Below are 22,023 nucleotides of genomic sequence, written 5' to 3' on the forward strand. Positions count from 1 at the left end.
GCGGGGATGCGCAAAAAAAAACCGCTCCATCAGTCTAGTGCTGATCCGAGCGGCTTGTGCCAATTCCCTATGGTCGTTTTCATTGAAATTCATTCAATCTCCATGAGATTTGAATAATGTGTTATTTTATTGGTAAAAAACAATACAGTGGACTTACCCGTAAGTCAAGGGGATATGTACTGCATGTGGAGGGAGTTGGGTGGCGATGGCCGACTACAGAAAACCGTTCTCGGCCAGTGCCCTCATGGTCAGGCCACTGCCGGATTTCCAGGGCTGGGTCAGCCGTTCAACGTATTTTCCGATGATGTCGGTTTCGATGTTGACCTCATTGCCCGGTCGCAAGCTGTGCAGGCTGGTTCGCTCCAGGGTATGGGGAATGATGTTGACCGTGAAGCCGTCCTGGCTGACCCTGTTGACCGTCAGGCTGATGCCGTCGATGGTCACCGATCCCTTGGTCACCAGATAGCGTGCGTTCCCAGCCGGAAGGGAGAATTCCAGGACGTGGTGGTGCGAGCTGTTCTCCGTGCGCGCCAGACGGCCGACACAGTCCACGTGTCCGGTGACGATGTGCCCCCCCATGCGGTCCCCCAAACGCAGGGCGCGTTCCAGGTTGACCAGGCTTCCACTTGCCAGGCTGCCCAGGGTCGTGGCTGTGAGCGACTCGGGGGATACGTCGAACGTCAGCGTTCCCTCGCGTTTCTCGGTGACGGTCAGGCAGGCCCCGTTGACCGCAACCGAGTCGCCGATGGCAATCTCGTCCAGGGGAAGGGAGCTCGCGACCCGCAGCAGGCCGGCCTTGCCGCGCCGTTCAAAGGCGGTCACCCGCCCGGTATCTTCGATCAGGCCGGTGAACATGGCGCCTCCGACCGCGCATGCACGACGATATCGATGCCGCTGCGGCTCACTTTGATAATGTTCAGCCTGGATGCCTGCTCCATGCTTGTCCTTCCCACCAGGCTGAACGGTGAAAAACCGTCGCTTCCCAGAATTTTGGGTGCCAGGAAGAAGACGAATTCGTCGATCAGCCCCTGTTCCAGCATGCTTCCGGCCAGGCGCCCTCCACCCTCCAGCAGGATGGACTGCACCCCCCGTTTGCCCAGCTTGAACATCAGGTCTTTCATGGAAACGCGGCCGTTCTCCTGATCGCACACCAGGATGGTGGCCCCCTGGTTCTGGTAGCGCAGATGCACGCGCGGGTTGGTTTCCGCGGTGGCGATGAGGGTGTTGACCGCATTGCCGTCGCCGAGTACCCTGACGCTCTCCGGGGTACGCAGGCGCGTGTCCACCACCACCCGCAGCGGGTTCCTGCCCCTTACGTGGCGAACCGTCAGCTGCGGGTCGTCGGCGATGATGGTGTCCACTCCTACCATGATTGCATCCATGCGCGCCCGCATGCGGTGAACCAGTGTGCGGGACTCCTGGCAGCTGATCCAGCGCGATGCGCCGCTCACGGTGGCGATCTTGCCGTCCAGGGTCATGGCGCACTTGTAGGTGACATGGGGCATGCCGGTGGTGACCTGCTTGATGAAGGGGCGGTTCAGGTCGCGGCACTCCTTCTCAAGGACACCGCAGACGACCTGGATGCCGGCCGTCTCCAGCTCGGCCAGGCCGCCGCCGCTGACCCGGGGGTTGGGATCCGACATGCCGGCCACCACCCGTCTCACCCCTGCCCGGATCAGTGCCTGACTGCAAGGGGGGGTCTTTCCGGTGTGACAACAGGGCTCCAGGGTCACAAACACGTCGGCTCCCCGGGCGCTCTCTCCTGCCATCTCAAGGGCATGGATCTCAGCATGGGAGGTGCCTGCCTTCCGGTGCCACCCCGTGCCGACGATGACCCCGTCCTTGACGATGACGCATCCCACCGCCGGGTTGGGGGAGGTCTTGCCGATCCCCCTGCGTGCCAGGGCCAGGGCCCGTTTCATCTGCCTGATGTCGTCGGTCATTTCTTCAGCAGCTCCTGCAGCTCCTGCATGAATTCATTGATGTCGCGGAAGGAACGATATACCGAGGCGAAGCGCACATAGGCCACCTCATCCAGGTCGTGCAGTTCTTTCATGATCCATTCGCCGATCAGGGTTGTGGATATCTCCTTCTCCGACGACTCCTGAAGGCGGGTTTCCAGGCGGTCCACCAGGCGCTCGATCACCTCCACGGAGATGGGGCGCTTCTCGCAGGCTTTCTTTATGCCGGATATGATCTTGGTGCGCTCGAACGGTTCGCGGCGGCCATCCTTTTTCAGGACCAGCGGCAGCATCTCCTCGATGCGTTCGTGGGTGGTGAAACGCTTGGCGCACTGTTCGCACTCACGCCGCCTGCGTATGCCGCTGCCCCCCTTGTCCGGCCGGGAATCCACCACCTTGCTGTCGGAGTTGCCGCAGAACGGGCATTTCATGATTCATCCTCCCCGGAGTCCCGCTGGAAGTGGACTACCTTGATTCCCGATTCCGCGATCATCTCCCGGGCCAGGTCGTCGGCATACCCCTCGTCGAAGACCACCCGCCGTATGCCGGCATTGATCAGCATCTTGGTGCAGATCACGCAGGGCATGGTGGTGCAGTAGAGCGTGGCGCCGTCGATGTTGACGCCGTGCCGTGCCGCCTGGATGATGGCGTTCTGCTCGGCGTGCAGGCCGCGGCAGAGTTCATGGCGCTCCCCCGAAGGGACGTTCAGGCGTTCCCTGAGGCACCCCGCCTCGCTGCAGTGGCTGATGCCCGATGGCGCGCCGTTGTAGCCGGTGGCCAGGATATTGCGATCCTTGACCAGAAGCGCTCCCACGCCCCGGCGCAGACAGGTGGAGCGGGTGGCCACCAGGCGAGTTATGTCGATGAAGTACCTGTCCCAGGAGGGGCGTTGCATGGGTGTGCATTCCTTCCGATTGCTAATGTGGCGGTCAAGTTACCCCAGTCTCGCGGTCAGGTCAATACAGGAATGGGAGAGGCTTTTGCGAAGAGGTGCGTGATTGCGGGGGGATGGACAAATCAAGGGATATACGTATACTGACCGGTATGGCCTGACAGCTCCATCGGCTTACCGATATTTCCACTGAACGAGGTAATGATTTCTGTTATGCAACCATCCAGCTTTCGCATACTGCTTGTTGACGATGAAGAGGGAATCCGTTTTACTCTGGGATGCCTGCTGAAGAAGGAGGGCTTTCGGGTGGAGGTTGCTGCGGGGCGCGGTGAAGCTCTTGCCCTGCTGGCTGCCGCCCCTTTTGATCTGGCCCTGGTGGATATCATGCTGGCCGGGGAGAGCGGCATCGGGCTTTTGGGCGATATAAAGAGTATGTACCCGTCGACGCAGGTAATCATGATCACCGGCCGTCCCGAGGTGGATACCGCGGCGGAAGCGGTCCGGTTGGGGGCATTCGACTATCTCACCAAGCCGATCCGCCACGAAACCCTGATGGCGGTCAGCCGTCATGCCCTGAGCGCGAAGAAGATGAACGATGAGAGGGAGCTGTATCGCGCCAATCTGGATGCCATCTTTCGCACCGTTACGGATTCCATCGTGATGGTGGACCGGGAGGGGTGTCTGGCCCAGTTCAATGCGGCAGCGGGACATCTCTGCGGACTGAACGGCGATATGATCGGGATGGATCTGGCTGCCCTCAACCTGAGCTGTAACGGTATGTGCGCCGCCACCCTGCTGGAAACGCTGCGCCGCAATGTCCCCCAGGAATTGCGGCGATTCGAGTGCCGCAACCGGGAGGGCAAGCCGCGCGTGGCCTCGTTTACCTCCACGCCGGTGGTGGATGCGGACGGAACGGTGGATGGCGCGGTGGCGGTCATCCGCGACGAGACGCGCCTGGTGGATCTGGAACGCTCCCTGCGTACCAGAAGCACATACCACAACATCGTCGGCAACTCGGCGCCCATGCAGCGCCTGTTCGCCCTGATCGAGGCGCTTGCCGACGTGCCGACCACGGTTCTGATCAACGGCGAGAGCGGAACCGGCAAGGAACTGGTGGCGGCCGCCCTGCACGCCACCGGCGCGCGTTCAGGAGGTCCGTTCGTGAAGGTCAACTGCTCGGCCCTGTCCGAGTCGCTTTTGGAGAGTGAACTGTTCGGGCACGTGCGCGGGGCGTTTACCGGCGCCATTGCCGACAAGGTCGGCCGTTTCCAGAAGGCCCACGGCGGAACGCTCTTCCTGGATGAGATCGGCGATATCTCGTCTGCCGTGCAGATGCGGCTTCTGCGGGTCCTGCAGGAAAGCGAGTTCGAGCGGGTAGGGGAGTCTACGCCCCTCCGGGTGGATGTGCGCATCATAGCCGCAACCAACCAGAATCTGGCCGATAAGGTCAGTCAGGGAACGTTCCGCCAGGATCTCTTCTACCGCCTGAATGTGGTCCGGGTGGTGCTGCCGGCGCTCAGGGAACGCCTGGACGACCTTGAACCGCTGGTGGCTCATTTTATTGCAAAGTTCAACGTCAAGTTCGGTCGGGACATTACCGGTGTGTCCAGTGATGCCATGGCTGTCTTCCACAGGCACGACTGGCCGGGCAATGTGCGTGAACTGGAGCATGCCATTGAGCATGCCAGCATTCTCTGCAAATCCGATATCATCTCCCTTTCCGACCTTCCGCAGGATTTGCTCGATTCCCTGCGGGCCGACGACGCTTCCCCGGTTGATGCTCCTGTTGCCCCTTCTTCACGACCGCCTCTTACCCTGGAGGAGGCTCTGGTGATGACTGGCGGCAACAAGAGCCGCGCCGCCGACCTGCTGGGCATCAGCCGACGCACGGTATACCGGCACCTGGAAGAGTGCCAATCAAAATAGTGGCGGCAGGGTGGTGAGCAGCGCCACCAAACCGGTTGCCAACAAGGCCGCCGCTATTTTTCGTATGGCAGCTTACGCTCTGTTTCAAACAACATAAAATAATAAAGTCAGGTGTTTCTCGTTATATTGCTCGGAAGAAGGAGTCTGTTTCATGCAGAAGCCCTTCTCCGTCAATAACCTGGCTGCCAAGGTTCGTGATGCCCTGGATAGCTGAAACCGCAATCGACTGACGGGGCCAGTACAGACCTCTGTCCGGTGTCAGCCGCTATGCGTTTCAATCGCTATCCTGAAGAAACCGCTTTAAAATAGCAGCTCCGGAATATGACACAGGTACAGGGCTTCACTGTGACATGTCACAACTATTGTGTGACATGTCACAGTGAAGCCCTGTGACATGTCACCCGCCTTCGTTGTCACAAGCTCTCCCCCCACACCCGGCACAGAGACGCACCAGCCCGCCAGCGCGCGCTTTGAAACGTCGTTCATACTCTTTATGCCTCTTTGGCACATATGTTGAAATCAGACGGCGACCAAACATGCTTTTTTGATTACGGAACCGGAAGGGGAGGACAACAATGGCTGAAGAGTTGCAGGCAACCCAGTATCTCACGTTTGTTCTCGACAGCGAGGTGTTTGCAGTGGATGTGGCCAGGGTTCGGGAAATCCTGGAGTATACGGCGGTTACGAAGGTGCCGAAGACACGGAACTACATGCATGGTGTGATCAATCTCCGTGGCAGTGTGGTGCCGGTGGTTGACATGCGGGTGCTCTTCGGACTTCCCGAGACGGATACCACCGTCAATACCTGCATTATTGTCATGGAGGTTACCGCCGAAGGTTCATCCCTCATAATGGGGGCTCTGGCCGATTCGGTGCGTGAGGTGATGGAGTTGGATCCCGGCCAGATCGAACCGGCCCCCAAGGTGGGCTCGCGGGTCAAAACCGATTTTATCAGCGGCATGGGCAAGCAGGGTAACGAGTTTATCATGATTCTTGATATCGACAGGATGCTGCCGGATGAGGCGACAAGTTCCCTCGCGGAAATGGGTGGAATGGCAACGTCAATGGGTGAAGCGGAACTGATGGCATAGGGCGTGGAATGAAAACAATGGCAAAGGAGAACAAAAACATGTTCAAGGACACGGGGCTGAAAAAAATGCTGATGAGCGGGTTTATCGCAATGGCGCTCATTGGCGGGATACTCGGTGGTGTCGGGGCGAAGCTGGCACTGGGCTCAACCTCCGGTAGCGCACCACTGTTTGTGCTGGCGCTGGTGGCGGTGGGAGTGGTGCTGGCCATCGTACTGGGCAGCAGTATCGTACGTGCCGTACTGGGTCAGCTTGGGGCTGAAACCGGTGAGGTGGCGGCGATTGCCAATCTGCTTGCCTCCGGCGATTTGAGCCGTGACATACAGGTGGCTCCCGGCGACAGCACCAGCGTCATGGCTGCCCTGAAGAGGGTGTCTGATTCGGTTCGATCCGTTGTGAGCGATGCTTCGACACTGTCCGATGCCGCCATCGCCGGGAAACTCTCGGTCCGGGCTGATGCGGCCAGGCACACGGGCGAATTCAGAAGGATCGTCGAGGGGGTGAACGGCACCCTGGAGGCTGTTGTCGAGACGGTTCACGATGCTGCAAAACGTATCGATCTGCTGAGTCGTGGCGAAATCTTCGAAGAGATAACAGACGGTTACCGAGGAGACTTTGGAGAACTGCGTGAAAGCCTCAACCGCTGCAAACAGGCCAACGAGGCGCTGCGCGTCGACATCCGCACCATGTGCATCGCTTCCTACGAAGGGCACCTGGATACCCGCGTCGACCCGGACAAGCATCAGGGCTTCTTCTCCAGGGCCGTTGCCGGCCTGAACAACCTCTTCGAAAACTTCACCGCTCCGCTCAAGGTGACCACTGACTACATCGAGACGATCAGTCACGGTGCACTTCCGGAAGTAATCACCGAAGAGTACCGCGGCGACTACAACAACATAAAGCAGAGTGTCAATCGCTGCATCGAGGGGCTGGGCGGTCTCGTGGAGGCCAACAATGTGCTGCAGAAGATGGCCGTCAACGATCACACCCAGAAGGTGGAAGGCCAGTACCTGGGCATTTACGCCGAAGTCGGCCATGCCGTCAATGACGTCAGGGAGAGGTTGCTGCGCGTGGCTCAAACCGCACGAAGCATCGCCTGCGGCGATACCAGCGACCTGGAAATCTACAAAGCCATCGGCGATGGCAAGGGTCGCCGCAGCGAGAACGATCATCTGGTGCCGAATTTCATTGGCATGATGGAAGCCATAAACGCTCTGGTCAGTGATGCCAACATGCTAGCCGATGCGGCGGTTCACGGCAATTTCAACACCCGCGCCGACCTGAGCAAGCACCAGGGTGATTTCCGTAAGATCGTGGCCGGCGTCAATGCCACCCTGGACACGGTTGTGGACAAGGTTGTCTGGTACGAGGCGATCATCGACGCGGTACCGTTCCCGATCCACGTCATCGACATGGACATGAACTGGACCATGCTGAACAAGGCCTTCGAGAAGCTGATGATTGAAAGCGGAGCGGTTCCGGACCGCAGGGCGGCGGTGGGCAAGCCGTGCAGCAGCGCCGCGGCCAACATCTGCAACAGCGAGAAGTGCGGCATTCGCCAGCTGCAGAAGGGCGTTGGCGAGAGCTTCTTCGACTGGCACGGTGCCCACTGCAAACAGGACACCTCCTACCTGCTCAACAAGAATGGCGAGAAGATCGGCTACGTGGAGGTGGTCACCGACCTCACCCCGATCCTCAGGAACCGCGACTACACCCACGCCGAGATCGAGCGCATGGCCGACAACCTGACCAGGCTGGCGTCCGGCAATCTGGAGCTGGATCTGCAGGTGAAGGAAGCCGATGAGCACACCGTCGCCACCAGGGAAGACTTCGTCAAGATCAACGAGAGTCTGGCCAGGGTGAAGGAGGCGGTCGGCTCCATGATCGCCGATACGGACATGCTGGTGCACGAGGCCATCGCCGGCAGGCTGGAGACCCGCGCCGATGCCGACAAACACCAGGGCGAATACCGCAAGATCGTGGCCGGCATCAACCAGACCCTGGACACGGTTGTGGACAAGGTTGTCTGGTACGAGGCGATCATCGACGCGGTACCGTTCCCGATCCACGTCATCGACATGGACATGAACTGGACCATGCTGAACAAGGCCTTCGAGAAGCTGATGATTGAAAGCGGAGCGGTTCCGGACCGCAGGGCGGCGGTGGGCAAGCCGTGCAGCAGCGCCGCGGCCAACATCTGCAACAGCGAGAAGTGCGGCATCCGCCAGCTGCAGCGGGGCATTGGCGAGAGCTACTTCGACTGGCACGGATCCCAGTGCAAGCAGGACACCTCCTATCTGGTCAACAAGCGCGGCGAGAAGATCGGCTATGTGGAGGTGGTCACCGATCTGACCCCGATCCTCAGGAACCGCGACTACACCAACTGTGAGATCGAGCGCATGGCCGACAACCTGACCAGGCTGTCTGCCGGTAACCTGGAGCTGGATCTGCAGGTCAAGGAAGCCGATGAACACACCGCCGCCACCAGGGAAGGTTTTGTCAAGATCAACGACAGTCTCACCAAGGTTAAGGAGGCGGTTGGCTCCATGATCGCCGATACGGACATGCTGGTGCACGAGGCCATCGCCGGCAGGCTGGAGACCCGTGCCGATGCCGACAAGCACCAGGGCGACTACCGCAAGATCGTGGCAGGCATCAACCAGACTCTGGACACCGTGGTGGATAAGGTTATGTGGTATGAAGCAATCATCGATGCGGTGCCATACCCACTCCACGTCATCGACATGGACATGAACTGGACCATGCTGAACAAGGCCTTCGAGAAGCTGATGATTGACAGCGGAGCGGTTCCGGACCGCAGGGCGGCGGTGGGCAAGCCGTGCTCGAGCGCGGCGGCCAACATCTGCAACACCGAGAAATGCGGCATCCGCCAACTGCAGAAGGGCGTCGGCGAGAGCTACTTCGACTGGCACGGTTCCCAGTGCAAGCAGGATACATCCTACCTGCTCAACAAAAAGGGCGAGAAGATTGGCTATGTGGAGGTTGTTTCGGATCTTACCCCGATCCTCAGGAACCGTGACTACACCAACTGCGAGATCGAGCGCATGGCGGAGAACCTGACCAGGCTGTCTGCCGGTAACCTGGAGCTGGATCTGCAGGTCAAGGAAGCTGATGAACACACCGCCGCCACCAGGGAAGGTTTTGTCAAGATCAACGACAGCCTCACCAAGGTGAAGGAGGCGGTCGGCTCCATGATCGGCGATACTAACCTGCTGGTGAATGCTGCACTGGAGGGAAGACTTGCGACCCGTGCCGATGCCGGCAAGCACCAGGGTGACTTCCAGAAGGTGGTCTCGGGGATCAACAGCACCCTTGACGCGGTCATCGGACCGCTGAACATGGCTGCCGACTACGTTGCCCGCATCTCCAGGGGAGACATGCCGAGCGCTATCAGCGACACCTACAACGGCGACTTCAACGACATCAAGAACAACCTCAACGTACTGATCGACGCCATCGGTGATATCACCGCCAACGCCAAGCAGATTGCCCAGGGGAACCTGATGGTCGACCTGAAGAAACGTTGCGAAGATGACGAACTGATGGAATCCCTGGCATCCATGGTGGAGAAGCTCAGGGAAGTGGTCACGGAAGTCCAGTCAGCTGCCGATAACGTGGCGGCCGGCGGCCAGCAGATGTCCGCCACGGCCCAGCAGATGTCCCAGGGCGCCACCGAGCAGGCCGCCAGCGCCGAGGAAGTCTCCTCCAGTATGGAAGAGATGGCCTCCAGCATCCGCCAGAACACGGACAATGCCCTGCAGACCGAGAAGATCGCCATCAAGTCCGCCTCCGACGCCCGCGAAGGGGGCAGGGCGGTAACGGAGACCGTGTCTGCCATGAAGGAGATCGCCACCAAGATCTCCATCATCGAAGAGATCGCCCGCCAGACCAACCTGCTGGCGCTGAATGCCGCCATCGAGGCTGCCCGTGCCGGCGAGCACGGCAAAGGCTTCGCGGTGGTAGCCTCTGAGGTAAGAAAACTTGCCGAACGGAGTCAGGCTGCTGCCGGCGAGATCAGCCAGCTCTCCACCACCAGCGTGGCAATCGCCGAGCAGGCCGGCGAGATGCTGGACAAGATGCTGCCGGACATCCAGAAGACCGCAGAACTGGTGCAGGAAATCAGCGCCGCCAGCCGTGAGCAGGATAGCGGCGCCGAGCAGATCAACAAGGCCATCCAGCAGCTGGACCAGGTAATCCAGCAGAACGCCTCTGCCAGTGAGCAGATGGCCTCCACCACCGAGGAACTCTCCAGCCAGGCCGAGCAGATGAAGGCCACCATAGCATTCTTCGCGCTGGACGACCGCAGGCAGAAGGCCCTGCCGGGACCGCGAAATGCGGCGCCCAGGCAAATCACAGCCGGTCCGCGCCGTCAGGCTCCGGTGGTAAAGAAACCGGCAATGCCCCCAGCGAGAAGCCCGAAGAGTGGGGGGGTGAACCTGGATCTGGGACCCATCGGGCCTGACAGCCTCGATAACGAGTTTGAAAAATTCTAACTGAGTAAGCGGTACTGCACGACAGGGGGGCGAAACTCTTCTCAACCCGATTCTCGCCCCCCTTTTTTTTAACCGGTCCGAGAGATAACTGTTTTTTGTGGAGAGTGTGAAGGTCAAGACCTCCGAGGTTTCGACAGTCTCGGAGGTCTTGTTCATGTCCCCCTTGTTTAGTCAGGCATGTACAAACAACATGGCAATGAGAATGAGAACGATTCGCGAAGAAAACATGAGCCGGTCGCAAAAACTGGAGTGCATCGGGACACTGGCTGGTGGAGTTGCCCATGATTTCAACAATATCCTGACGGTAATCATCGGCGCCTGTACCCTGCTGGAAATGAACGCGGCCGATTATCCCGATCAGATGCCGTTCGTCTCCCGGATTCGCAATTATGCCGAACGGGCCGCGCAGCTTACCCAAGATCTTCTGATATTCAGTCGCAGGCAGGCGGTTGTCATGGGGCCCGAGAATCTAGTGGAGGTCTTTCATGACATGCATCGTTTTCTGGGGAGCATCATCGGCGAAGATATTCAGCTGATAACCGACCAGCAGGAGAAAACGGTGATGGTTATGGTTGATCTCGGGCAGATTGAGCAGGTTCTCATGAATCTGGCGGCCAACTCCCGTGACGCCATGCCCCGCGGCGGTGTTCTGCGCATGCGTCTGTCGCGGGTTACGAATGATGGAGCTCTGCCCCATCTAGAAGGTTGCCCTTTGGGTGACTATGCCCTGATGACGGTATCCGATACCGGAACAGGAATCGACAGGGAGAACCTCTGCCGAATCTACGAACCTTATTTCACCACCAAGGAACTGCACGCCGGAGCCGGTCTCGGCCTCTCCGTCGTGTACGGCATCATCAGCCAACATAACGGCGCCATACATGTGCAGAGCAGTCCGGGTGAGGGAACACTATTTAGCATATACCTGCCGATATGCGATCAGGAGGAGATGGTGATGTCAGAAACTGGCGCAGGGCTATTACCGGGGGGCACGGAAACCATCCTGTTGGTTGACAGTGACCCGGTCATGTTGAAAATCAATGCCAGCCTTCTGGAGGGGGCGGGCTACATGGTCCTGACTGCTTCGGATGGTCTGGAAGCGCAGGAACTGCTTCGACGCGGGCAGGAAGCGATTTCGCTGGTTGTGCTTGATGAGGCGCTGCTTCCCGTACATGATCTGGAGACCTGCTGGCGGCAGCTTGCAAACGATGACAAAATCAAGTTCATGCTGCTCCAGGGAACCGACGACGCGGGGACAGCGCGTACGATGAAGGGGGCTGCCAGGATCACGAAGCCTCTTGATCCCCTGCTGCTTTTGGAACAGGTTCGCGCCTTGATCGATGGGCGTACCCTCTGATATGGACGGAGCGTGACATTTTTTTTTTCAATGGTATAGTGCAGGCAATAAATTTTATTTTGGAAGGTAGTGTCAATGAAATCAAGGTTATCCCTCGTTGTCTCCGTTGTGGTTCTTTTCGCCTCGATCGCTGCGTTCGCAGCTCCCGCCGTACTGCTCCCCAAGGGGTACCGTTCCTGGAAAAAGAGTGAACGGAAAGTCGTTACCGACAAGAGTTCTCTTTTCTACGGAATCCATTACATCTATGCCGATACAAAGGCAATGAAGGGCTACCAGGCTGGCAACCGTTTTGCCGAAGGGAGCCGCATCATTGTGGAGCACTTCAACATCAAGGGTAATCCCGCAGTTGACGGCCCGAAGAACATGGTCGTCATGATGCGCAAGGACAAACGTTTCCAAAAGACCGGCGGCTGGCAATTCTCCGGGTTTGGCGCCAACGGCAAGCCGAGTGGAATCGATCCGGTTGCCACCTGCTTTGGCTGCCACCTGAAGGACGCGTCACAGCGGGACTTCGTGATCTCCACAGTAAAAGACTTCAAGTGACGTCAGGCGAATCATTACGCACTGACACGGGCCCATTGATGTTGAACCTCATTGGGCTTTCACGTCTTCTGGAACGAACCTTGGTTGCTGTTTATTAATCTGGAAGCTGTTATTGTAATTCCAATTACGTATTCTCGCCGGTATGGCAGCGCGATCCGGTTTGCGGAGATGAAGGGACAACCATGTCACTAGCAATTGAATCCTTTTCGAAAAAGAACGACTCGGCATCGGTTGCCAAAACAGTCGCCTCCTGGCGGAAGAGTATTGCTCCCGCGATTGAGACGCTGCGAGTGCTGGCCGGGACAACCGAAGACGAGTTCCTGCAGATGGGGTCGCAGTTGCAGTCATTTTACCAGCGCTCGGTTGACATTACCCGTATGGCCGGTGAGCTGATGGATATCGTTTCCGGTGAACGCCTGCAAATGCTGATTGGCCGTCTGCGTCAGATGATGTCGGATATGGAAGAGTATCTGGCCGGCGCGCGCAGCCGCAGCGGCGATAGTTTCAAGACCCTGGAACAGGTGCAAAATCTGCTGGAGCAGTTGACCACACCCCTCGAGGGATTCCAGAAGATGAACAAGACCTTGCGTATGCTGAGCATCTCGACCAAAATCGAGAGTTCTCGTTTGGGGGATTTGGGCAGTGGTTTTGTTAATCTTGCCATGGATGTTGAAAAACTCTCCCATCAGGTCAACGAAAAGTCGGCAACCATCCTGAATCATCGCCAGTTGCTGGCAGTGACAATCCAGTCGAACCTCAAGTCCGTTTACTCCAGTGAAGCAGCTCAGGATGCCGAGGTGCGGGGGGCGCTTTCCAGAACCGCGGCCAGCCTTCAGGAGCTGATTGCCGTCACCGATCGCTGCTCCAGTTTCGGTTCCATGGTTTCCGAAGTTTCCGCGGATGTCAGCGCCAATATCAGTGAGGTTGTCTCATCGCAGCAGACCCATGACATAACACGCCAGCAGGTGGAGCATGTCGTCGAGGCACTGGAAAAGCTGTCAACCAACCTTGCTGTCGTGGAGGAAGCTGTTCTGGACGATGAAAGTGGCAGGGCCCTGGTTATCGAGTCCGGGGATGTGTGCGAACTTCAGGAAGCACAACTCCGTTTCGCCACTTCGGAGTTGTATGCGGCGGTCTGTACAATCGTTGAAAATCTCCGTGATGTTGCCAGCAAGCAGAGTTCCATGGCCCATGAATCCCTCTCCGTAGCCGGTGTGGCCGACTCCGGTAGCGGTTCGTTCGTTGATGATCTGAGGCAGGGCATGTCATCCGTCACCTCGGTGCTGGTCGGCTGCGCCAAGTCCGATCACGATATCGCGACTACCATGCAGAGCGTGGCCGCCACTATCCAGCAGATTACCGGCTTTGTCGAAGATATCGAGTATATCGGTTCCGAAATAGACCTGATTGCACTTAATTCGCAGATCAAGGCGGCTCATACCGGTCGGGAAGGGGCGGCTCTGGGAGTGCTGGCCGAGGCGATTAAACGTCTGTCTGACGAAGCGGTCAGGCAGACGGAATCAGTCGCCTCGACGCTCAACGTGATTCATACCACGACCGAGCACCTTACGGCCGAATCCTTTGGCGATGAGGCAGGATCGGGTGGGCTGATCTCGGCCATGGAAGCCGAGTTGTCTGAAATCCTCCACACCCTGGGCGTCATGAACGACGAACTCTTCGGTCTGCTGGCCGGCCTGGGGGAAAATGTGCAGTCCCTGACCGAGGATGTGGAGTCGGCTACCTCCGGAATCGATGTGCATGAGCGGATCAAGAACATGGCTGGCGGTGTGCTTACGGATCTGGAGCGGATCGTTGAACAGGCGCGTCATATAGAGCCGGCCAGCAGTCAGTTTAAACAGAATCTGCGTCACATGGAAGAACACTACACCATGGAGAGCGAACGTCACATCCATGAAGCCATTGCCCGCAAGCGAGGCGGCAATCATGCGACCAGCGCGCAGCAGCCTGAAACATCCACGGCCCAGACCGATGCGCAGAGCGATTCCGAATTTGGCGATAACGTTGATTTGTTCTGACAGGAGATAGAAAAGATGGCACTTGCGAGTACCTGCCGTGAAAACGGCGAAATCGTCATATCGAGCGGAAACCGCCTGACGATCGAAAATGTGGGCGAATTTGCGCGGCTGGTCCGGGAAGGGTTGGAGGTATCTCAACAGGTGTCGGTCGAGTTTGAACCGGAGATCGATATCGACATCACCGGGATACAGGTTCTCTGTTCGGCCTGCAAGACAGCCGCGGCGAGCGGCAAAACCTTTTCGTGCTCCGGTCCGCGATCCCGGGCTCTGGTCGAGGTGATCCAGGCCTGTGGCGCCGAGCGCCACGCAGTCTGTACACAGAATAACAATTCTACCTGTAGGTGGTTTGGAGGTGTGGAGTAATGGCAAAAGTAATCATGACTGCCGATGATTCGGCCAGTGTTCGCCAGATGGTGGCGTTTACCCTCAAGCAGAACGGCTATACCGTCGTGGAAGCGGTGGATGGACGTGATGCCCTGAACAAGTTGAATGCGCAGAAGGTCGATATGCTGCTGACCGACCTGAATATGCCAAATCTGGATGGCATCGGCCTGATCAAGGGAGTGCGGGCCGGTTCCCTGAACAAGTTCATCCCGATCGTCATGCTGACTACCGAATCCCAGGACTCGAGGAAAGCCGAGGGCAAGGCGGCCGGCGCCACCGGGTGGATTGTCAAGCCGTTCAAACCCGAGCAGCTGATTGCCGTTATCAAGAAGGTACTGGGGTAGGGCTGGAAAATCTGGTGAGGAGTGAAGGGCAAAGAGTGAGGCCATACCCCTTTATTCCCCACCAGTTTTTTCTTCACCTCTTACCCACACACCGAGGTGTTATTTATGATGGAACAAGCCATAGCAACCTACCGTGAGGAGGCCAGTGAGCTGTTAGCAGAACTGGAGAGCTCGCTTCTGGAACTGGAGGACACGCCGGACGACGATGACCTTATTAATCGCGTCTTCCGCGCCATGCACACCATCAAGGGTTCCGGCGCCATGTTCGGGTTCGACGAGATAGCCTCATTCACCCACGAGGTGGAGACGGTCTTCGACATGGTACGCAATGGGAAGATGAGCGTGACCAAGCGCCTGCTTGACCTGACCCTCAGGTCGCGGGACCATATCTTGGCGCTTTTGGATGCTTCCGCCGGTTCGGGGGAGGTTGACCGCAGCCAGGGCGACGAGATCATAGCCAGTCTGCAGCAGTTGCTGCCGCAGGCCGTGGGAGGTGGCGGCGAAGTAGAGGCGGCGCCCAGTCAGAGTGAGTCTGGCGAAGCTGAGGCTACCGAGGAAAAAACCTGGCGTATCCGCTTTCGCCCCACTCGCGAACTGCTGCTGTTCGGTACCAATCCGGTCTCTCTGATCAATGAACTGCGCAGTCTGGGGGAGTGCCATGTGGTGGCCCAGTTGGACGAGATCCCGCTGCTTGACGACCTGACGGCGGAACACTGCTATCTGTACTGGGATATCATCCTGACCAGCACTCGTGGCGAAGATGCCATCAAGGACGTGTTCATCTTCGTAGAGGATGACTGCGATATCAAGATCCAGCTGATCGACAGCGGTGGCCTGATCGACCGTGAGGATGGCTACAAGAAGCTGGGTCACATCCTGGTGGAGCGTGGCGACCTCTCCGTCGAGGAGATGCAGACGGTTTTAACCCAGCAGAAGCGCTTTGGAGAGCTGCTGGTGGAGCAGGGAATTGTCGACCCCGAGAAGGTCCAGTCGGCCCTGATTGAGCAGCAGCACGTCAAGGCCGTGCGTCAGGAGCGGAGCGCCGCTCCCCAGGCGGATGCCGCTGCCAGTATCCGTGTCCCTGCCGAACGGCTGGATCAGCTGATCAACCTGGTGGGGGAGATGGTCACGGTGCAAGCCCGGCTTTCCCAGGTTTCATTGGCTTGTGGCGATGCCACCTTCATTTCCATCTCCGAAGAGGTGGAGCGACTCACCAACGAGTTGCGCGATACGGCCCTGAACATCCGTATGCTGCCTATAGGCAGTACCTTCAGTAAGTTCAAACGACTGGTGCGCGACCTTTCCCAGGAACTGGGCAAGGAAATCGAGATGGAGACTTTCGGGGCCGAGACCGAACTGGACAAGACCGTCATCGAAAAGCTGAACGACCCGCTGGTGCATATCATCCGCAACAGCATCGACCACGGCATCGAGATGCCCGATGTTCGGCGGGCCGCCGGAAAGCCCTCCGTCGGCACCGTCTGCCTGGGGGCCGTACATTCCGGCGACTCGGTTCTGATAACCATCCGTGATGACGGTGCCGGCCTGGACCGGGACACTATCCGCGCCAAGGCTGTTGAGCGGGGCCTTCTGGCCGCCACTGCCGAGGTGTCCGACAAGGAAATCTATTCGCAGATCTTTGCCCCCGGGTTCTCCACCGCGCAGAAGATCACCAACATCTCCGGCCGTGGTGTTGGCATGGATGTGGTTAAACGCGGCATCCAGGATCTGCGTGGCACCATCGAAGTTGACAGCGTGCGGGGAAGCGGCACCACCATCACCCTGCGGATTCCCCTGACCCTGGCCATCATCGAGAGTCTGCTGGTCAAGATCGGCGACAGCCACTTCGTACTGCCCCTGGCCGCGGTGGAGGAGTGCGTGGAACTGACCCGGGAGGATGTGGAGGCAGCCCATGGACGCAACCTGGCAATCATCAGGGGCAATCTCACGCCGTTCATCTCGCTGCGGGAACAGTTCGAGATTGACGGTGATCGTCCTGATATCGAGCAGATCGTGATCGTCTCGGTGAATGGGATGCGCATCGGATTCGTGGTCGATTTTGTGGTTGGCGAGCACCAGACCGTGATCAAACCGCTGGGGCGGTTATACCAGGACATCAAGGGGGTATCGGGCGCCACCATCCTGGGCGACGGTTCCGTGGCCCTGATCCTCGACCCCGGCGTGTTGACCCAGTGCGCCGAAATGGCCGAGGCCAGCCTGACTCAGTGATGTCCTGGCGACGAGTCGCTCGGAAGGGGCATCATCGTTCGCCATGTTTCTGCAAACCGCACCGCTTCAAGTGGTAACGATAAAGGCCAAAAAGCAAGCAGCGGTGTTTGGGTGAAAATATTGTCTTATGTGTTATTGTTCATGCGTGGGGGTGGACTAAGGCTAGCTTAATAGTGAAAAAGTATCACGGAACGGGTTTATGTACCCTTTTGTTGATTCCAGCAGATGACGGGCAGCAGTGCTGTTGTTTCATTCAGATAGCTTCACTTAATCCTAAACGGAGGTGGAAAGATGCTGAATAATTTGAACATTGGCGCCAAACTGATTTCCGGATTTGTTGTTGTTGCCCTCATTGCTGGGGTGCTCGGTCTTGTCGGCATCAGAAAGATCCACCAGATCAATGCCGCCGACAAATTGCTCTATGAGAAGATTACGGTTCCCACTGCCCAGTTGCTGACCATCTCGACCAATTTTCAGAAGATTCGCGTCAATGTGCTCTACATCCTTAGGAGCAGCGTCAGGAGTGAAAAGGAAAGGCTGATTGAGGGGATCAAAGGATTCCAGGAGAGTATCGACAAGGAGGCGGCTCTCTTCGAAAAGACCATCCTGACCGAAGAAGGCCGCAAGATGTTTGCCGACTTCAACAGGGAACGGGCGAACTACTACAACCTCATGGACCGTTTGCTGCAATTCTCCCTGGCCGACAATGTCAGGGAGGTCCAGGCACTGCTGGATTCGGGGCAGTTTGCAAAAATAGCCGGAGAATTCAGCGACACCATCGACAACCTGATTGATGCAAAGCTGGCGCAGGCCCAAAAGACATCCGAAGAAAACGCGGCCACATCCGCCGGTGCGACGCGTCTGATGACGGTAGTGGCTCTTGCCGCTGTGTTGCTGGCCGTCGGGATGGGTGTTTTTATCAGTCGTGCCATAACCAGACCCATACATGAGGCCGTGGCCGTGGCCGATGCCCTGGCCAGGGGAGACTTGACCATCTCTGTCGTTGCCAAATCCCGTGATGAAACCGGTCAGATGATGAGTTCTATCTCTAACATGGTAGAAAAACTCAAGCAGGTCGTGGGCGATGTCATGGGGGCGGCCAGTAACGTGGCTTCCGGCAGCCAGCAGCTTTCGGCAACAGCCCAACAGCTCTCCCAGGGGGCTACCGAACAGGCGGCCAGTGCCGAGGAGATCTCCTCCAGCATGGAAGAGATGGCATCCGGTATCCGACAGAACACCGATAATGCCATGCAGACCGAGAAGATAGCCGTCAAGAGCTCGGTGGACACCAAGGAAGGGGGCAAGGCGGTCACCCAGACCGTTGCAGCCATGAAGGAAATCGCCACCAAGATAGGCATCATCGAAGAAATCGCCCGTCAGACCAATCTGTTGGCGCTCAATGCCGCCATCGAGGCTGCCCGTGCCGGCGAACATGGCAAGGGTTTCGCCGTTGTCGCCTCTGAGGTCCGCAAGCTAGCCGAACGGAGCCAGGCTGCCGCCGGCGAGATATCCGGCCTCTCCAGCCGCAGTGTGGCCATTGCCGAGCAGGCTGGCGAGATGCTGGTCCAGATGGTTCCGGATATCCAGCGCACCGCCGAACTTGTGCAGGAAATCAGCGCCTCCAGCAGGGAGCAGGACAGTGGCGCCGAGCAGATCAACAAGGCTATTCAGCAGCTTGATCAGGTCATTCAGCAGAATGCGTCGGCCAGTGAGCAGATGGCTTCCACCTCGGAAGAACTCTCCAGCCAGGCCGAGCAGTTGAGCGAAGCAATTTCTTTTTTCAAGCTGGACGACATGTATGCCCGCATCCCTCGGCAGCGTAACGACAGGCAGACGAGTCGTAGCCAGCTTGCCCTTAACAATGGCCGGAGTAACTCCGTGCCCGCAAAACGTACCAACAACGGCATTAATCTGGAACTGGGATTGGAGTGTCCGGACAAGATTGATGATGAATTCGAGAAATACTAGAGGGGGGCCGCCATGGGCGTTGCCAGCATAACTGAATCAATCCAATATCTTACCTTTAAACTTGCTGACGAAATATTTGCCCTCGACGTTGCCAAGGTTCGGGAAATACTCGAAGTTACGACAATAACCAAGGTGCCTCAGACCCCTGATTTCATGAGAGGGGTAATCAATCTGCGTGGCAGTGTTGTGCCGGTCGTGGACATGCGGCTCAAATTCGGCATGAGCATGACCGAACAGACCGTCAATACCTGTATTATCGTGGTTGAAATCAGTCTTGACGGCGATTCCCTTGTGCTGGGTGCCCTGGCCGATTCGGTCCAGGAAGTGGTCGAGATGGAGGCGGAAAAGATAGAGCCGGCACCTCATATCGGTACAAAGTTGAACACCGATTTCATCAGGGGGATGGGTAAGGTAGATGATCATTTCGTGATGATCCTGGATATCGACAGGATCTTTTCTTCCGCCGAGCTGGCTGATTTGACCTGACCCATGGACAGACGATGAGGATGCTGCCTTGACAAATACCCGGGATACTCTCTCGCCACAATTACCTGCCACGATGAAGGATCGCGTATTCCAACGTTTCAGCAGTTTTATCTTTGATAATGTGGGCATCAAGATGCCGCCCGCCAAGAAGACCATGCTTGAGGCGCGTCTGCAGAAGCGCCTCAAGGCTTTGGGAATAGCGACGTTTGAGGAATACGGCGATTTTGTGTTCAGTCGCCAGGGGCACGACAGTGAACTGGTGCACCTGATCGACGTGGTAACCACCAACAAGACCGATTTTTTCCGCGAACCGGCACATTTCGATTTTCTGACAAAGATTGTTCTGCCCCAGGCCCTGTCCTCAAACCGGATGTTGCTGCGTGATCCTTTCCGGATCTGGAGCGCGGGATGCTCCAGCGGCGAAGAGCCGTATACCATGTCCATGGTCCTGTCGGAGTTCGCCGATCACAATCCAGAGTTCAGGTTTTCCATACTGGCTTCGGATATTAGTACCCAGATTCTGCAGACTGCCAGGACCGCCGTCTATTCCGAGGAGAGGACCGATACCATCCCGCTCAATATCAAGAAGAAGTATCTGATGAAGAGCAAGAACCCTGCCCTGTCTCTGGTGCGAATAAATCCCCAACTGCGTTCGACGGTTTCTTATCGCCGAATCAATTTCATGGATGACGATTTCGGCGTTGCCGAAAAAATGGATGTTATCTTCTGCCGCAATGTGGTTATCTACTTCGACAAACCAACCCAGCAGACCCTGATGAGGAAATTCCATCGACAGTTGCGAACGGGAGGCTACCTGTTTATCGGACATTCGGAAACCCTGAGTGGCCTGGATGTGGATTTTAGACCGGTGGCGTCAACGGTATACAGAAAAGAATAGGGAACGTGCGACCACGGCTAGCTGCCGTGTGAGAGAATAGGCAACAGCGGTCAGGCAGAACAGGATGTGCCCGCTCCTTTTGTTGGATTCTTCGTGCGCCGGGATACCTCTATCTCTGCTTATGTCATGAAAAAAGTTAATTGCCTTACATACCCACAACATCTTTCTCAAGCCGGGGGAGGTGTTGTCGCCAACAAATCTGCCTTGGTCTCCACCGTGTTGAGGGCGTGCGTGGCGGAAACTGCACTTTTGTACTCGGGATGGGGTTGTATTCCTTCATCGTGTGGGTGGAAAAAATGATCCGGTTACGGAGGTGAAACCGTGGAAAAAATCAAGGTACTGGTGATCGATGATTCGGTGTTGGTGCGTCAGACATTGTGCGAAATTCTCAATTCCGATCCCGGAATCCTGGTGATTGCCACGGCCGCCGATCCCATACTGGCGGCGGAGCGTCTGAGAACGGTCGTTCCCGATGTGATCACGCTGGATGTGGAGATGCCGCGCATGGATGGTTTGACGTTCCTGCAGAAACTGATGAGCCAGCACCCCATTCCGGTGGTGATGTGTTCCAGTCTGGCGGAGAGCGGCAGTGAAACAGCGCTCAAGGCCCTGGAATACGGTGCGGTGGATATCATTACCAAACCAAAGCTGGGAACCAAGCAGTTTATCGAGGAGTCACGGGTCCGTATCTGCGATGCCATCAAGGGGGCTGCCGCGGCCAGGCTGGAACCGATGCGGGCGATGCGAACCATGAAAGAGATATCGCCCAAATACACCGCAGATGTGATCATGGAAAAGCCCAATACCAAGGCCATGATCCAGACCACCGAAAAGGTTGTGGTGGTGGGCGCCTCAACCGGCGGCACCGAGGCGCTCAAGGTCTTTCTGGAGATGCTCCCCGAGGATACCCCCGGCATCGTCATCGTTCAACACATGCCGGAGAACTTCACCGCCGCATTCGCCAAGCGTCTGGATGCCACCTGCCGGGTGACGGTCAAGGAGGCACGGGACAACGATACGATTGTGCGAGGCAGGGCGCTGATCGCGCCGGGCAACCATCACGCACTTCTCAAGCGCAGTGGCGCGCGCTATTACGTGGAGATTAAGGATGGTCCACTGGTATCCCGACACCGCCCCTCGGTGGATGTGCTCTTCCGTTCCGCGGCTCGCTATGCCGGAAGAAACGCGGTCGGTGTGATCATGACCGGCATGGGGGACGACGGAGCGCGGGGCATGCGGGAGATGTACGACGCCGGAGCCATCACCATCGCCCAGGATGAGGCGACCTGCGTGGTTTACGGCATGCCGTGCGAGGCGGTAAAGCAGGGAGGTGTCCACAAGATAACGCCGCTTCAACATATTGCAGCCGAGGTGCTGCGACTCTGCTGCTAAAGGAT

Annotated in this window: 17 protein-coding genes; 13 read left to right on the forward strand and 4 right to left on the reverse strand. The window is 57.6% G+C overall.

The window, feature by feature from the left end:
- Positions 1 to 213: 213 nt before the first annotated feature.
- The 4 genes from PPRO_RS07945 to PPRO_RS07960 are packed head-to-tail and all read right to left on the reverse strand — an operon-like array spanning position 214 to position 2,856.
- Entirely contained in the window at positions 214 to 855 is a 642-nt protein-coding gene (locus tag PPRO_RS07945; RefSeq protein ID WP_011735500.1) for a riboflavin synthase, read from the reverse strand.
- Complete coding sequence (gene ribD / locus PPRO_RS07950; RefSeq protein WP_011735501.1) at positions 840 to 1,943, reverse strand: bifunctional diaminohydroxyphosphoribosylaminopyrimidine deaminase/5-amino-6-(5-phosphoribosylamino)uracil reductase RibD; 1,104 nt, start codon at positions 1,941 to 1,943, stop codon at positions 840 to 842. The genes PPRO_RS07945 and ribD overlap by 16 nt, the downstream gene beginning before the upstream one ends.
- The gene (gene nrdR / locus PPRO_RS07955; protein WP_011735502.1) at positions 1,940 to 2,392 is read right to left on the reverse strand and encodes a transcriptional regulator NrdR; all 453 of its coding nucleotides are present in this window, start codon (positions 2,390 to 2,392) and stop codon (positions 1,940 to 1,942) included. The genes ribD and nrdR overlap by 4 nt, the downstream gene beginning before the upstream one ends.
- Positions 2,389 to 2,856, reverse strand: a complete 468-nt coding sequence (locus tag PPRO_RS07960) for a deoxycytidylate deaminase (RefSeq protein ID WP_011735503.1) — start codon at positions 2,854 to 2,856, stop codon at positions 2,389 to 2,391. Before PPRO_RS07960 ends, nrdR begins: the two co-directional genes overlap by 4 nt.
- Positions 2,857 to 3,066: 210 nt before the next feature.
- On the opposite strand from PPRO_RS07960, the gene PPRO_RS07965 reads away from it, so the two are divergent.
- From PPRO_RS07965 to PPRO_RS08025, 13 genes are all read left to right on the forward strand, one after another.
- Positions 3,067 to 4,779 carry a sigma-54 dependent transcriptional regulator gene (locus PPRO_RS07965; protein ID WP_041532218.1) on the forward strand — a complete coding sequence of 571 codons (1,713 nt, stop codon included), beginning with the start codon at positions 3,067 to 3,069 and terminating at the stop codon, positions 4,777 to 4,779.
- A gap of 575 nt (positions 4,780 to 5,354) precedes the next feature.
- Entirely contained in the window at positions 5,355 to 5,870 is a 516-nt protein-coding gene (locus PPRO_RS07970) for a chemotaxis protein CheW (protein ID WP_011735505.1), read from the forward strand.
- A gap of 38 nt (positions 5,871 to 5,908) precedes the next feature.
- Positions 5,909 to 10,381, forward strand: a complete 4,473-nt coding sequence (locus tag PPRO_RS21720) for a methyl-accepting chemotaxis protein (RefSeq protein WP_332248372.1) — start codon at positions 5,909 to 5,911, stop codon at positions 10,379 to 10,381.
- A gap of 226 nt (positions 10,382 to 10,607) precedes the next feature.
- A complete protein-coding gene (locus tag PPRO_RS07980; protein ID WP_049759678.1) occupies positions 10,608 to 11,738 on the forward strand; it encodes a hybrid sensor histidine kinase/response regulator in 1,131 nt (376 codons plus the stop codon).
- 75 nt (positions 11,739 to 11,813) lie between these two features.
- On the forward strand, positions 11,814 to 12,281 hold the full coding sequence (locus tag PPRO_RS07985; protein WP_011735508.1) for a cytochrome P460 family protein: 468 nt from the start codon (positions 11,814 to 11,816) through the stop codon (positions 12,279 to 12,281).
- Positions 12,282 to 12,463: 182 nt separating this feature from the next.
- The gene (locus PPRO_RS07990) at positions 12,464 to 14,317 is read left to right on the forward strand and encodes a methyl-accepting chemotaxis sensory transducer (RefSeq protein ID WP_011735509.1); all 1,854 of its coding nucleotides are present in this window, start codon (positions 12,464 to 12,466) and stop codon (positions 14,315 to 14,317) included.
- A gap of 15 nt (positions 14,318 to 14,332) precedes the next feature.
- Complete coding sequence (locus PPRO_RS19445) at positions 14,333 to 14,680, forward strand: STAS domain-containing protein (protein WP_011735510.1); 348 nt, start codon at positions 14,333 to 14,335, stop codon at positions 14,678 to 14,680.
- Positions 14,680 to 15,045 carry a response regulator gene (locus PPRO_RS08000; protein WP_011735511.1) on the forward strand — a complete coding sequence of 122 codons (366 nt, stop codon included), beginning with the start codon at positions 14,680 to 14,682 and terminating at the stop codon, positions 15,043 to 15,045. The genes PPRO_RS19445 and PPRO_RS08000 overlap by 1 nt, the downstream gene beginning before the upstream one ends.
- A 105-nt stretch (positions 15,046 to 15,150) precedes the next feature.
- Positions 15,151 to 17,274, forward strand: coding sequence for a chemotaxis protein CheA (locus tag PPRO_RS08005; protein ID WP_011735512.1), 2,124 nt, complete (start codon positions 15,151 to 15,153; stop codon positions 17,272 to 17,274).
- Positions 17,275 to 17,565: 291 nt separating this feature from the next.
- Positions 17,566 to 19,242: a methyl-accepting chemotaxis protein gene (locus PPRO_RS08010; protein ID WP_011735513.1), complete on the forward strand. Its 1,677-nt coding sequence runs from the start codon at positions 17,566 to 17,568 to the stop codon at positions 19,240 to 19,242.
- A gap of 12 nt (positions 19,243 to 19,254) precedes the next feature.
- Positions 19,255 to 19,728 carry a chemotaxis protein CheW gene (locus tag PPRO_RS08015; RefSeq protein ID WP_011735514.1) on the forward strand — a complete coding sequence of 158 codons (474 nt, stop codon included), beginning with the start codon at positions 19,255 to 19,257 and terminating at the stop codon, positions 19,726 to 19,728.
- A 73-nt stretch (positions 19,729 to 19,801) separates the two neighbouring features.
- Entirely contained in the window at positions 19,802 to 20,626 is an 825-nt protein-coding gene (locus tag PPRO_RS08020) for a CheR family methyltransferase (RefSeq protein ID WP_011735515.1), read from the forward strand.
- A 321-nt stretch (positions 20,627 to 20,947) separates the two neighbouring features.
- Positions 20,948 to 22,018 (forward strand): protein-glutamate methylesterase/protein-glutamine glutaminase, encoded by a 1,071-nt coding sequence (locus PPRO_RS08025; protein ID WP_011735516.1) that lies wholly within the window; start codon positions 20,948 to 20,950, stop codon positions 22,016 to 22,018.
- Positions 22,019 to 22,023 lie beyond the last annotated feature (5 nt).

This window comes from Pelobacter propionicus DSM 2379, from assembly GCF_000015045.1.
Lineage (GTDB): Bacteria > Desulfobacterota > Desulfuromonadia > Geobacterales > Pseudopelobacteraceae > Pseudopelobacter > Pseudopelobacter propionicus.

What these genes read in the sequence shown, in the direction of transcription:
- PPRO_RS07965 (WP_041532218.1), top strand. Translation starts at nt 3,067, where the DNA reads ATGCAACCATCCAGCTTTCGCATACTGCTTGTTGACGATGAAGAGGGA.
- PPRO_RS07985 (WP_011735508.1), top strand. Translation starts at nt 11,814, where the DNA reads ATGAAATCAAGGTTATCCCTCGTTGTCTCCGTTGTGGTTCTTTTCGCC.
- PPRO_RS07960 (WP_011735503.1), bottom strand. Translation starts at nt 2,856, where the DNA reads ATGCAACGCCCCTCCTGGGACAGGTACTTCATCGACATAACTCGCCTG.
- PPRO_RS08010 (WP_011735513.1), top strand. Translation starts at nt 17,566, where the DNA reads ATGCTGAATAATTTGAACATTGGCGCCAAACTGATTTCCGGATTTGTT.
- PPRO_RS07990 (WP_011735509.1), top strand. Translation starts at nt 12,464, where the DNA reads ATGTCACTAGCAATTGAATCCTTTTCGAAAAAGAACGACTCGGCATCG.
- ribD (WP_011735501.1), bottom strand. Translation starts at nt 1,943, where the DNA reads ATGACCGACGACATCAGGCAGATGAAACGGGCCCTGGCCCTGGCACGC.
- PPRO_RS08000 (WP_011735511.1), top strand. Translation starts at nt 14,680, where the DNA reads ATGGCAAAAGTAATCATGACTGCCGATGATTCGGCCAGTGTTCGCCAG.
- PPRO_RS08005 (WP_011735512.1), top strand. Translation starts at nt 15,151, where the DNA reads ATGATGGAACAAGCCATAGCAACCTACCGTGAGGAGGCCAGTGAGCTG.
- PPRO_RS19445 (WP_011735510.1), top strand. Translation starts at nt 14,333, where the DNA reads ATGGCACTTGCGAGTACCTGCCGTGAAAACGGCGAAATCGTCATATCG.
- PPRO_RS07980 (WP_049759678.1), top strand. Translation starts at nt 10,608, where the DNA reads ATGAGCCGGTCGCAAAAACTGGAGTGCATCGGGACACTGGCTGGTGGA.
- PPRO_RS07970 (WP_011735505.1), top strand. Translation starts at nt 5,355, where the DNA reads ATGGCTGAAGAGTTGCAGGCAACCCAGTATCTCACGTTTGTTCTCGAC.
- PPRO_RS08015 (WP_011735514.1), top strand. Translation starts at nt 19,255, where the DNA reads ATGGGCGTTGCCAGCATAACTGAATCAATCCAATATCTTACCTTTAAA.
- nrdR (WP_011735502.1), bottom strand. Translation starts at nt 2,392, where the DNA reads ATGAAATGCCCGTTCTGCGGCAACTCCGACAGCAAGGTGGTGGATTCC.
- PPRO_RS21720 (WP_332248372.1), top strand. Translation starts at nt 5,909, where the DNA reads ATGTTCAAGGACACGGGGCTGAAAAAAATGCTGATGAGCGGGTTTATC.
- PPRO_RS07945 (WP_011735500.1), bottom strand. Translation starts at nt 855, where the DNA reads ATGTTCACCGGCCTGATCGAAGATACCGGGCGGGTGACCGCCTTTGAA.
- PPRO_RS08020 (WP_011735515.1), top strand. Translation starts at nt 19,802, where the DNA reads ATGAAGGATCGCGTATTCCAACGTTTCAGCAGTTTTATCTTTGATAAT.